The organism is Streptomyces sp. NPDC093591, assembly GCF_044764885.1.
GTDB lineage: Bacteria > Actinomycetota > Actinomycetes > Streptomycetales > Streptomycetaceae > Streptomyces.
Window position 1 is genome coordinate 332,494 of sequence record NZ_JBIWIY010000010.1, and the last position, 11,746, is coordinate 344,239.

Below are 11,746 nucleotides of genomic sequence, written 5' to 3' on the forward strand. Positions count from 1 at the left end.
GGGTTCACAGATGCTGGTAGGGCGATGGCTGGACGCGGCGGGTATCACCGATCCTGTCCTTCGGCATTGCTACACGGTGTGCGCGCGAGAGGTATCGGGGCTCGTCGGAGGGCGCGGCCGCTGGGGGGCACTACGCATCGCGCCCGCAGCGGCACGGCCTCACACGGCGGCGCTGGTGGCACACGGGTGCCGTGCCGATGCCTGTGTAGACAGCGGGCCGGTGGAGAACCGTCAGCGTCGGCTCGCCGAGTTCGCGGAGGCCACCTGGGCGGCATTCGCCGCCGGCGGCTCCGACGACCCCGTCCTGCATGCCACGGTGCACACCTACCGGACCTTCGGCATGCCGCTGTCACTGATCGAGGACATGTTCACCGGGATGCAGCGCGACGTCGACTTCCGCGACTTCGCCACCTACGCGGAACTGCGCCAGTGGGCCACGCAGGTCGCCGGCTGCCCGCTCTACGGGGTCATGTGGGCCATGGCGGGCACCGAACTCACGGAAGCGCAGCCGCTGGTGCGTGAATTCGCCGAACTTGGCCAGTTGACCGACGTGCTGTGTGACCTGTCCGAAGACCTCGACGACGGCCGCCTCTACCTCCCTCTCGCGGATCTCCACCAGTTCGGGGTCCACCCCGAGGACGTCAGGGCCAAACGGTGGACACCGGCCATGGCCGACGTCATCGCGTTCGAGGCCGAGCGTGTCACCTGCAGGTTGACCGCTCTGACCGCTGAACTGGAACACACCCCGGTCGGCCCCGTCATCCACACATTCGGCGAGCATTTCAGGCTGCAAGTGGCCAGCGTGCTGGCCGCAGATCAGGACGTGCTACACCAGCCGGTGCAGCCACCCATGGGCGCCTTCCTCAACGTGTGGCGCCCTCTCATGCGCGCCGTCATCCCCTGCTGACCATCGAAAGGACGTGTCTTGTCCATCGCCGTGACCCCAGTCGGGGGCACACACATTCCGCTCCTGGAGGCTGAGCTGCTGCGCTGGGTGGGCAGCGGCGACAGCCTGCTGGAGGTGGCCTGCCTGGACGCCCTGTTCCCCCCGGGCAAGCTCCTTCGCCCCATCCTGTGTATGGAGTCGGCGAAAGCCGTCGGCGGCACCGCTGAGCAGGTGCTGGCGTTCGCGGCCGGCATCGAATGCCTGCACGTCGCGAGCCTCATCCACGACGACATCGTCGATCAGGACCCGGTACGCCGCGGGCGGGCCTCCACCGCCGAGCAGTACGGTCTCGCCGAGGCCCTGGTAGCAGGCGACGGACTGTCGATGGCCGGAATTGCGGCCATGCTCAGCGGCGGCCCCGCCGAGCGCGTACTGCACGCAGCACGGGTCACCGTCGAGGCCCTGCGTCACATGTGCCAGGGCATCATGCGCGAAACCGAAATCCGCGGCGACCTGACCTGCGGGGTACCCGCCGTCCTGAACGTCATGCAAGCCAAGACCGCCGCGCTGACCGGCGCCGCCTGCCAGGCCGGCGCCATCCTGGCCGGAGCAACCCTGGAGCAGGACCAGGCTCTACGCAGGTACGGAGAACAGCTCGGCATGGCCTTCCAGATCCGTGACGACCTGCTCCCCTACACCGCCGAGGACCAGATCACCGGCAAGACAGCCATCAGCGACGTCGCCAACCTGCAGCCCACCCTGCCCGTCCTGCTCGCCTACGAAGTGGCCGACAAAGCCGACCGCGACCGCCTGACCACCGTATTCCACGGCGACACCGACCCCGTCACCGCACACCGAGACATCCTCGCCGTGCTGACACGCACCGGCGCCCTCACCAAGGCGGCCCAGATGGCATCCTCCCGCGCCGAACAAGCACACGTTGCACTCACCGGCCTGCCGGACGCCCTGCGCCTCGCCGAACTGGCCACATCAGCAGCCGACCGTCAGCACTGAGTAGGGCCGGGACTGGCGCGGTGGCTGATGCTCCGTTTCCAGTCCCCGCCCCTGGTCTGCACCGGGGCTGGCCGCTCAGCCCTCAAGTACAGGAGACCTGCGCTCATGAACACCTCCCGCATCCTCAAGCGCTCCGCTCTGGCCGTGGCCGGGGCCGCCGGTGTCCTGGCGGTGGCGGTGACTGTCATCCCTCAGGAGGAGACCCCGGCCGCTCAGAGTGTGAAGTCCCCTCCGCTCCTGGCCGCCCTTGCGCAAGCCGCTTCGCTGCCGTTCGCCTGCCAGGAAGCGATCTTCAAGACCGGGGATCAGTTCGCCACCACCCGCTACGCCATCCCGGACGAGTTCTGGAACGCCGCTGTCGCCGCTCTGGGCAGTCTGACCGAGACCGAGCGGGCCGAACTCACCCGGCCTGCCTGTGCGGCGTGGAACAGTTGGGCCACCGCCCACAGCTCCGCTGTGACGGGTGAACTCGACAACCGCTACCGCAACGCCGCCCTGCCTGTGTGCAACAAGTTCACCGTCGCCACTGTGGGAACGGTCAGGAAGTTCTCTCCGAACACCCCCGCGGCGGCCCGGGGCCTGGAAAATGTGGTCAAGAAGGTGTGGACCGAGGCCATGATCAAGCTTTCCGCTACGGCCTCCGACGCCACCTGCCTCACTTCCTACAGCAACGCCAAGAACGCCTGGTAGCCACCGCGGCCGGCCCCTGTCCTCCGAGGATTCCACCCCTTCTCAGCGGGCCTGGTTCAGTGCCCGGGTCAGTTCCCGGTTGGCCGCCCGCGCGGCATCGAGCTCCTCGGTCCGCTCATCGAGCTGGCCCTTCATGTCGGTGACGTGTTGTTCGAGCAACGTGATGCGACGTTTGAAGCTGGTCGATGTCGGCGGACGCGCCAAGGCCAGATTCTTTCCAGGCGGTTTCACCAAGGCTCTCGGACAGACGCTTCTCTTAGAAGCACTCAAACCGCCAGACCGGAACGCATGTAGGCCAGTCCCCGCGCGGCTGCGTGCCATGGCGAAGGCGCGTTCACGCGTGACCCGCTCCAGGCCGTCGAGGAACAAGGGGCCGCTCGTCAGATCACCGATCAACCGGCCCAGCAGCGATGCCGTCAGCTCACTCACCGGGACCCACTCCGGCGTGTCCGGTCTCACCGGCTCCCACACTCGCACCCGCCAGCGCGGGAGGTCCACGTCCTCGACGCCCGCCCGCAGCCAATCCGCCACCCTTGCCTTGCCGTCCCACAGCGCCGACCACAGCGCACGGTGAGCCAACGAGATCCCCTGATCGGCAACCAGGTCCTCCAACCGCTCCCGGCCCACCTTCTCGACTTCGACCGCCATGCCCCCATCTCCCCACTGCCGAGATCGCCTGATCCAGTTCCCGCAACCCGATGCCGAACTCCTCACGCCACGTCCGATTCCGGCGGCTGGTCGTAGGAGCTCAGAAGCCCTTCGATGCGCTGGTTGTTGATGGACTGCCGGTCATAGAGACACTTCGCGTACCGGCTCAGCAGGACCTCGACGCTGTTGCCGGCCCGCTGGGCGACCTCGGCTGGGTCCGCCCCGGCGCACAGCCAGGTGGACAACGCCGAATGCCGCAGGTCGTACGGGCGCTTCGCAAGCGGGGTGCTGGTGAGAGCGGGCGGCAGGCCGAGGCTGCGGGCTTCGTGCCAGACACGGTGGTAGGTGGTGTAGGCGAGGATGCGTCCGCTTTCGCTGAAGAAGAGCCGGCCGTCATCGGCGGTCCCGAACGTGGCGACGTGCTCGCGCCACAGGGCCACCAAGTAGGGAGGGAGCGGCACCACCCTGGTGTCGCCGGGCGGCCGGTTCTTCACCCGCGGTCATCGTGGTACTCGCCGGTGTCGGTCCACCGTCTGCCCGCCTGCGGACGGGTGCGGTGCACGATCAGACGCCCCCAGCCGGTCCTGGGCAGGCGGCAGTCCGGCAGCGCCGCCGCGACCGCCTCCTCCGGGCGCAGGCCCGCGTAGTACATGCCGGCGAAGAACGCGACCAGCCGGCGACCGCGGGCCCGTCGGTAGCCGCCCACGTAGGAGACGGCACTCAGCAGGTCCCGCGCCTGGTACGGATTGACCACCACCCGCGGATCCACCACGTTGGCCGGCTTGGGCACCCCCCAGCGAATCTTCGCCAGCGGATGACTGCCCAACTCGCCCCTCTCCACGGCGTAATACAGGGCGTGCACCAGCACCTTGCGCTTACGGCGCATCGTCTCCACCGCAGCCTCGCCGCCGTCCAGCTTGCGGCGCAGCGACTCCAGCACATCACGTGCCAGGATCGGATCGTGCAGGTCCACCAGTGGCCGGGATGCCTTCGCCACCCACTGGAGCAGCAGTCGGTCCTGCGCCGGCAGCTCCCGCTGCTCCGGCCCGGGCACGACAAACGCCCAGCGGCGCAAGGCGCGGCGCAGCAGTTGCTCGTTCGGCCGGCCCGGGATGTCCCAGAGCATGGCCAGGGTGACCGCGGTGAGCGCCTCGCTGGCCTCGTCCCAGGTCTTGGCCGCCCGGCCGGGCCAGTGTGCCTGCGCGTACTTGATCGCAAAGACATACCAGCTCAGCCTGGACGGGCCCCGGGAACCGTACGCCGAGTCGGCTCCCTGGGACAGGCCCACGCGAATGGCCCGCACCAGTTCTGCGCCGAACTCGCCCGCCATATCCGCGACCGCGCTGCCATGGACTTGGCGTCCCTCACCATGCAGCTGCGCCGGTGATCGGTCCGCCAGCTGTTCCGGGTCCGGTGTGCCACAGCTTTCATGTCCGTTTGGGTCCATGCCCGCCTCCTTTTGATCGGCGGGGCATGGCTGCCCGAAATGTCCACTCGAACATCCCCCGATGAGGGCGTATCCGGATCACGGCGGGTTGACGGGCGGAGATTGTCGGACGTTCGGGATGGCGCCCGATCGGGAGAGATGGGCTGATTCTCGACGATGACGTGACTGAACCCGTGGAGTCGGCGGAACTGACTTGATCACTGTCACCGAGGTCTGGTGATCAGTATGTTCGTCATATTCGTCTTGCCGAAGGCTCGGACGTAGGACGTCGAGGGGGATGCAGTGCTGGACACGCTGGTATAGCTTCCACCCACTTACCCGGTGGCGGCCCTTCTGGATGCGTTTGCGGGGAGGTTCCAGTCGGTGAGAAGCCGTTCGACCAACTCGGTCGCCTTGGCTCGTCACGCACGAGCGACGGGCCGTTCGGCGTAGGGCACGGAGCTACGCCTGCGCCCAGCATGTCCGCCGGATGCCGCCTGGTCGCCCCCTTCAGCTGGCGTCAACCCTCAGGACGATGGCCATGTTGAAGGTAGTAGAGGCCGTCCTCGGTGACCTCCACGAGCGCTTCCCGCACTCCGACTGACCCCTACAGCCCTCGATCACGCAAGGCATAAGCCGACCGCCGATCCCCCGGCGCCCAGGCTGCGGGATGTTCCTCACCGGCTGCGAGCCGTTCGAGCACTGAGCGTTGCCGTCGGGCCAGACCATCGATCCACGATCACCAATCCACAGCGCACTCGCATGCCCTGTACAGAGCCGAAAGAGTGGCTCCTGCCCGTGGGAGTTCTCTGGGACTTTCCTGGGACTTCCGGCCGCATCAGCCAGCACGAGCGTGAAACAACCGAAAGGGCATTCATGCAGGTCAACGACCTGCCACGGCCAGACATCGCAGGTCACCGCGCTGGCTGGTCTCTTCCGGGACATCTGATGTGCGGATGCCGCCGCCCCTTGCCTGACCTGCGGTGAAGCGGGCCATGAAGGGGGCGGCGGCCTAGGGCTGCGCCGGTTGGGATGGCATCGAGCATGGTGCCCCTCTCCGACCGGGCGACGCGGGTCAGAGGGAGTGGAGCAGGGCGAGTGTCCGCTCCAGCTCCTCCCGCAGGGCGCGGCCGGCCGCCTCGGCGTCCGACCGCACGACGGCGTTCACCAGTGCGGCGTGCCCCTCGTCTCCGTCGTTCGGGTTCTTGGAGCGCAGGTCGAGCAGCTCGACCAGATCGAGCAGCCGCTGTTGCAGCACGGGTACGAACTCGGTGAACAAGCCGGTGAGCACCGGGTTGTGCGCCGCGGCGACCACGGCCTGGTGCAGGGCGATGTCGGCCTCGACGAACTCGGCGTTGCCGGCGTGGGCGGTGTCGCGGCGCCTGGCCAGGGCATCGTGGAGGACGGCGACGTCGTCGTCGGTGCGGCGCCGCGCGGCCAGTTGCGCGGCCTCCACCTCGATGAGCATCCGGACCTCGTAGACATCGGTGATGGCCGCCTGGCGGAGCTGGATGGACCAGTCCTCCTTGGGCTTGGTCGCGATGACGAAGACACCGGATCCCTGGCGCGCCTGCACCAGCCCGGCGCCGGCCAGGGCGCGCAGGGCCTCGCGGACGGTGGAACGCCCCACACCGAGGGACTTGGCCAGGGCGGTCTCGCCGGGGAGCTTGGTCCCCACGACCCACTCGCCGCCGGTGATCTGCTCACGCAGGCGCACGGTGGCCTGCTCGACCAAGGGGGACGGCCGCAAGGCACCTAGTGGCATGTGAGGTTCACCTTCACCTCTCAACTTGTCTGAGGACCTGAGTGGTCGTTACTCTACCTCGCATGTCGCTGCGCGAGCTCCTTCTTCTCGGCTGCCGTTGCGGGGTCTGACACGACCGGCACCCCGCAGCGGAGTGTCGGACTGCGCCGGTCACGGGTGACCGACCGAAGGAACTCAAGCACGATGACTCACTCCTCCGCGAGCACGCTGTTCCCCACCCTGCGCACTCCCTCCGGCGACATGCCGGCGCACGCGCCGCACTGGAACCCCCAGCGGCCGAGCGCGATGCCGCATCACCGCTACCGGTCCGCACACGAGCGGGTGGCCCTGCCGCTGACCGACCGCACCTGGCCGTCGCGCCGGATCGAGCGGGCCCCGCTGTGGGTGCCGGTCGACCTTCGGGACGGCAACCAGGCGCTGGCCGAGCCGATGGACACCGAGCGCAAGCGCCGGATGTTCGATCTCCTGGTCACCATGGGGTTCAAGGAGATCGAGGTGGGCTACCCCTCCGCCAGCCGGACCGACTTCGACTTCGTCCGCCACCTGGCCGAGAGCGGCGCCGTCCCCGACGACGTGACCGTCTCCGTCTTCACCGCGGCCCGCCGGGACCTGATCGACCGGACCGTCGCCTCCGTCGAGGGGCTGCCCCGCACGCTCGTCCACCTCTACACCGCGACCGCGCCCACCTGGCGGGACGTGGTCCTGGGCCGCTCCCGGGCCGACGTCCACGAGCTGATCCACGACGCCGCCACGTACCTGATGCGCCAGGCGGATCAACGCCCGCATGCCGACATTCGGTTCGAGTTCTCTCCGGAGGTCTTCAACCTCACGGAGCCCGACTTCGTCCTGGAGGTGTGCAACAGCCTGACGGAGCTGTGGGAGGCGAGCCCGGACCGACCGGTGGTCCACAACCTGCCGGCCACGGTGGAGATCGCCACGCCCAACGTCTACGCGGACCAGATCGAGTACATGGACCGCCACCTGGCGCGCCGTGACGGCGTGATCCTGTCGGTCCACCCGCACAACGACCGCGGCACCGGCGTCGCCTGCGCCGAACTCGCCGTCCTCGCGGGGGCGCAGCGCGTGGAGGGCTGCCTGTTCGGCAACGGCGAACGCACCGGGAACGTCGACCTGGTGACCCTCGCCCTGAACCTGTACACGCAGGGCGTCAACCCCATGATCGACTTCTCCGACATCGACGCGGTGCGCGAGGCGGTGGAGCACTGCAACCGCCTGCCGATCCACCCCCGCCACCCCTACGGCGGCGACCTCGTGCACACGGCGTTCTCCGGCACCCACCAGGACGCCATCGCCAAGGGCATGGCCCACCACGCCGAGCAGGCCGCCGAGCAGGGCGTCCCCGCCGAACAGGCCCCCTGGGCGGTGCCGTACCTGCCCATCGACCCGGGTGACATCGGCCGTACGTACGAAGAGGTCATCCGGATCAACTCCCAGTCCGGCAAGGGAGGCATCGCCCACCTGCTCCACACCCACCACGGTCTGGACCTGCCCCCGGCGATGCGCCCGGACTTCTCCCGCGCGGTGCAGCAGGTCACCGACGCCACCGGTCGCGAGCTGTCCCCCAAGGAGCTGTGGGAGCTGTTCCGCGCCACGTACATCGCCCCGGCCCTGGACGGCCCGGTCACCCTGGGCTCCTGGACCGCCACCGAACCCGCGCCCGGCGAGCACCGGTTCACCGGCACGCTGCTCGTCGACGGGCGGGAGCGCGCCTGCCAGGGCATCGGCAACGGCCCGCTGTCCGCCTTCGCCGACGCTCTGCGTACCGTCGGGATCACCGTCGACATCCTCGGCTACACCGAGCACTCCACCACCGCCGGTCCGGGAAGTCCCGCCGTCGCCTACGCCGAATGCCGGTTGGGCGACGTCCCCTGCTGGGGCGCGGGCTGGGACACCTCGGTGCTGACCGCGTCGGTCCACGCCGTCATGGCCGCCGTCAACCGCTGCGGGCAGGCCTCCTCGTGACGCCGACTCCGGTCCTGCGCGTGAGGGATGTGGACGTCGTGCGCGACGGCAATCCGATCCTGAGCGACGTGTCGCTGACGGTGCGGGCGGGCGAGCACTGGGCGCTGCTCGGCGCCAACGGGGCGGGCAAGAGCACCCTGCTCGGCCTCCTCGGGGCGCTCGCCCACCCCAGCCGGGGCACGGTCGAGGTGCTGGGCCACCGGCTGGGGCGGGTCGACATGCGCCAACTGCGCTCCTACGTCGGCCATGTCAGCCCTCGGCACGACCTGCGCTCCCCTCTCAAGGTGCGGGACGTCGTGCTGACCGGGCTGACCAACACCCTGGAGCGGGTTCCCCGTTGGCAGCCGACGCCCGAGCAGGTCGCGACGGCGGAACGTCTCATCGGTCTGCTCGGTCTCGGCGAGCGCGTCGAGGCCCGCTGGCCGACCCTGTCGCAGGGGGAACGGGGCCGAGCACTGATCGCCCGCGCGCTCATGCCCCGTCCACGGCTCCTGCTGCTGGACGAGCCGGCGACCGGCCTGGACGTCGCCGGCCGCGAACAGCTCATCGAACGCGTCGACGCGCTGCAGCACACGTACCCGGCTCTCGCGTCCGTCCTGGTCACCCACCATCTGGAGGAACTCCCTCCGGGGACGACCCACGTGATACTGCTGCGCGACGGGCGCTGTCTGGCCTCGGGCCCGGCCGGTGAGGTCCTGACCAGCGACCAGGTCAGCAAGTGCTTCGACCATCCGATCCGGCTCACCCGCGTGGACGGACGGTGGAGCGTACGGGCGGGCCGCCCGGCCGGAGCCGGACGCGACTGAGGTGGTGGCCGCGGTGGCGCGCGCCCGTCGGCGTACGCCACCGCGGCCGTCCCACGAGGCCCTCAGTCCGGCGGCGCAGTTGGTGGACACGGGGCCGCCGCCGCGCAGCGTGATGGAGCATCGCTCTGCGAAGAAGGTGTGAACGGCGGCCTGGCCGGCTCGACCGTCCTCGCCCGGCAAGAAGACCAGCTGTCCGCCACGCGACCGCACACCCAGCTTCCGAGAAGCGGCCGGACTCGGTGACCTCCGCACGCGCCTCCCCACCGCCGCCCTTTGCGCCTGCCGCGGGGCCCTGGTGGTCTGGTAGCGGACCGAGCGGCGCTCAGGCATGCTCACCCGCATGATTTCGGTGGTGCAGAACGTGGCGATCGACTGTTCGGATGCCTATGAGCTGGCTCGGTTCTGGAGCGAGGTGACCGGGTGTCCGCTGCATCCGCAGGACAGGCCGGGCGACCGGGAGACTCAGGTGATGCTTCCGGAGGGCCCGGTGCTGTACTTCAACCAGGTGCCGGAACCGAAGACGGTCAAGAACCGGATCCACTTGTGTCTTCGCCCGACGACCTCGCGCGAGGCGGAGATCGAGCGGCTGCTCGATCTCGGAGCCAGGCTGGTCGCTGATCGCCGGGAGCCCGAGGGCGCGGGCTGGGCCGTCCTCGCGGATCCTGAAGGCAATGAATTCTGCGTCCTACGCAGTGAGTCCGATCGCGCCGCGACCTCTTCGTAAGGCTCGGACGTTTGCGCCGAAAGCCCCGGGGCGACCGGTCACAGCCACTCGTCGAGTACTGCGGCCGACGTGGTCGCCTCGTGGCCTACGGCGAGCTTGTCCTGCTTTGCGGCCACGGCCCGGGGCGGCGCTCCAGCCGGGCGGTCCCCTGTCAGGAGTACGGCAGGATGATCACTCCGTCGGTGTCGGCGTGCAGGATGTCGCCGGACGCGAACGTGACGCCGCCGAAGGTCACCGGCACGTCGACGGCATCCGTCCCGCCTGAACTCCGAGGTCCATGCCGGCCAGGGCGGCGGTGTCCCGGCGGGCGCCGTACACCACGACGCCCGCCCAGCCGTTGCCCACCCGGCACCGGCATCATCCACCAGGTCAACATGGAGACCCTCGCCCGCGTCGTCCGGCAGGACGACCCAACGCGCTGGGAGTCGTCGGCTGGGGAGTGGGCGGCCTGGAGGGGCAGGCCGCGATGCTGGGCGAGCCGGTCACCATCCCGTATCCGCAGCGGCGGACTCCTGCCGTATGTGGTGCGCCGTGCGGTCGCGGCGTCCTGACCACACGCCGCGAACGCGCGGCCCACCCGGTGCACCCGTGCACACCGCTCGCGCACGAGTCAGCGACGGCACGTGGAAGGCGATGCAGCCGACGCCTCACTCAAGGCTCGGCGCGCCCGAATCCGGAGGAGCCGACGTCCTCACACGGACTCCTCCGCGTGCCGGCATACCGGGCAGGTCAACCGGCGAGCCGGCTCTTCGTGGATCACCTTGCCCGGATTCGCGGGCTCGCGCAGCTGCTTGCGCTCCGTGCGCACATGGTCGGCGCATACTCCCGCGCCGCAGACGGAGCAGACAGCGACGGCGGCGACCGTGCGATCCAGCTGTACGCATTCGTAGCAGTTCATTGACCGGGCCCTTCAGTCAGCGGGGGGAGCTGGACCGGATGCCCGGTCCAGCTCGTGTGGCACGTGCCGCCGCGTGTGGTGGCCGGGCCGCCGAGGCTAAGCGATCAGAGCCACCACCATGGCGATCAGCCCGATCGCCACCAGGGCCACCACCGCCATGATGAGGACGAGCGGCATCGCGCCCCAGCCCTTGCGCAGCTCGGGCTGCGGATGGGAGATGCCGGCCGTGCCACCTGCCTCGGCGGGTGGGGTCTCACCGGGTGGCACCCCGCTGCCGGGTTCGAGTCCTGGAGTTCGTGACGGCTCGGGATCAGGACTGGTCATGGCGCACCCTCCGGAGTCGTACGGGTCGTGTCCTTGTCCTCACCTGTGCGGAAGCCCTGCCAGAGGTGGCCCTTCCTTCACTGGTTGGGGCGGGCGGCGCTGATGTCGCCGAGCGCCGAGTCGGGATCGCGCTCGATGGCCAGGTCGCCGATGGAGATGATGCCCACCGGGTGACTTTCCTGGTCGACGACCGGTACCCGTCGGACGGAGTGCTCGCGCATCACCTGCACCGCGACGACCAGGTCGTCGTCGGGCCCGACGGTGACGAGGTCCTCGCTGCATGCCTGGGCCACGGTCGTACGGTCCGGGTCGCCGCCCTCGGCCACCGCGCGTACCACCAGGTCACGGTCGCTGACCAGCCCGCGCAGCCGCTCGCCCTCGGTGACCAGCACGGCACCGATGTTCTCGTCGCGCATCATCCGGGCCACCGCCTGGACTGAGGTCTGCGGCTCGACGGTCATCGGGTCGGCCGTCATGACGTCGCGGACATGCTGAGTCATGGGATCGTCCCTCCGTGGAGTGGGGCGGTGCCGTTCACCGCCGTGCAGTCGCCGAGTACCCGCAGCCGGGCGGCGCTCCCAC

General features: G+C 69.6%; 13 protein-coding genes and 1 pseudogene. 6 read left to right on the forward strand and 8 right to left on the reverse strand.

All coding sequences use genetic code 11. The features are described 5' to 3' along the window. Positions 1–10: 10 nt before the first annotated feature. The 3 genes from ACIREI_RS23190 to ACIREI_RS23200 all read left to right on the forward strand — a co-directional run bounded on the left by ACIREI_RS23190 (position 11) and on the right by ACIREI_RS23200 (position 2,590). A complete protein-coding gene (locus tag ACIREI_RS23190) occupies positions 11–907 on the forward strand; it encodes a phytoene/squalene synthase family protein (protein ID WP_403335812.1) in 897 nt (298 codons plus the stop codon). An 18-nt stretch (positions 908–925) separates the two neighbouring features. Then, a complete protein-coding gene (locus tag ACIREI_RS23195) occupies positions 926–1,900 on the forward strand; it encodes a polyprenyl synthetase family protein (protein WP_403335815.1) in 975 nt (324 codons plus the stop codon). A 105-nt stretch (positions 1,901–2,005) separates the two neighbouring features. Continuing rightward, positions 2,006–2,590 (forward strand): hypothetical protein, encoded by a 585-nt coding sequence (locus tag ACIREI_RS23200; protein ID WP_403335818.1) that lies wholly within the window; start codon positions 2,006–2,008, stop codon positions 2,588–2,590. 42 nt (positions 2,591–2,632) lie between these two features. Here ACIREI_RS23200 and ACIREI_RS23205 read toward each other — a convergent pair whose 3' ends face one another. From ACIREI_RS23205 to ACIREI_RS23220, 4 genes are all read right to left on the reverse strand, one after another. After that, positions 2,633–3,238, reverse strand: coding sequence for a hypothetical protein (locus ACIREI_RS23205; protein WP_403335820.1), 606 nt, complete (start codon positions 3,236–3,238; stop codon positions 2,633–2,635). 62 nt (positions 3,239–3,300) lie between these two features. Continuing rightward, positions 3,301–3,732 carry a hypothetical protein gene (locus tag ACIREI_RS23210; RefSeq protein WP_403335823.1) on the reverse strand — a complete coding sequence of 144 codons (432 nt, stop codon included), beginning with the start codon at positions 3,730–3,732 and terminating at the stop codon, positions 3,301–3,303. Next, a complete protein-coding gene (locus tag ACIREI_RS23215; RefSeq protein WP_403335826.1) occupies positions 3,729–4,685 on the reverse strand; it encodes a hypothetical protein in 957 nt (318 codons plus the stop codon). Before ACIREI_RS23215 ends, ACIREI_RS23210 begins: the two co-directional genes overlap by 4 nt. Before the next feature lie 1,054 nt (positions 4,686–5,739). Further along, positions 5,740–6,429, reverse strand: coding sequence for a FadR/GntR family transcriptional regulator (locus ACIREI_RS23220; RefSeq protein WP_403335828.1), 690 nt, complete (start codon positions 6,427–6,429; stop codon positions 5,740–5,742). A gap of 183 nt (positions 6,430–6,612) precedes the next feature. Between ACIREI_RS23220 and leuA the strand changes: the two genes are divergently transcribed. From leuA to ACIREI_RS23235, 3 genes are all read left to right on the forward strand, one after another. After that, on the forward strand, positions 6,613–8,412 hold the full coding sequence (leuA, locus tag ACIREI_RS23225) for a 2-isopropylmalate synthase (protein WP_403335831.1): 1,800 nt from the start codon (positions 6,613–6,615) through the stop codon (positions 8,410–8,412). Continuing rightward, positions 8,409–9,218, forward strand: a complete 810-nt coding sequence (locus tag ACIREI_RS23230; RefSeq protein ID WP_403335833.1) for an ABC transporter ATP-binding protein — start codon at positions 8,409–8,411, stop codon at positions 9,216–9,218. The genes leuA and ACIREI_RS23230 overlap by 4 nt, the downstream gene beginning before the upstream one ends. 340 nt (positions 9,219–9,558) lie before the next feature. Then, entirely contained in the window at positions 9,559–9,942 is a 384-nt protein-coding gene (locus ACIREI_RS23235) for a VOC family protein (RefSeq protein WP_403335836.1), read from the forward strand. A gap of 151 nt (positions 9,943–10,093) precedes the next feature. Here the strand turns inward: ACIREI_RS23235 and ACIREI_RS23240 are convergent. The 4 genes and pseudogenes from ACIREI_RS23240 to ACIREI_RS23255 form a co-directional block, all read right to left on the reverse strand. Next, positions 10,094–10,287: pseudogene (locus tag ACIREI_RS23240) on the reverse strand (hypothetical protein). Between the two features lie 346 nt (positions 10,288–10,633). Next, on the reverse strand, positions 10,634–10,840 hold the full coding sequence (locus ACIREI_RS23245; protein WP_403335838.1) for a DUF2180 family protein: 207 nt from the start codon (positions 10,838–10,840) through the stop codon (positions 10,634–10,636). Positions 10,841–10,936: 96 nt separating this feature from the next. Then, positions 10,937–11,164 carry a DUF6480 family protein gene (locus tag ACIREI_RS23250; protein ID WP_403335840.1) on the reverse strand — a complete coding sequence of 76 codons (228 nt, stop codon included), beginning with the start codon at positions 11,162–11,164 and terminating at the stop codon, positions 10,937–10,939. A gap of 77 nt (positions 11,165–11,241) precedes the next feature. After that, entirely contained in the window at positions 11,242–11,664 is a 423-nt protein-coding gene (locus tag ACIREI_RS23255) for a CBS domain-containing protein (RefSeq protein ID WP_403335966.1), read from the reverse strand. Positions 11,665–11,746: the final 82 nt, after the last annotated feature.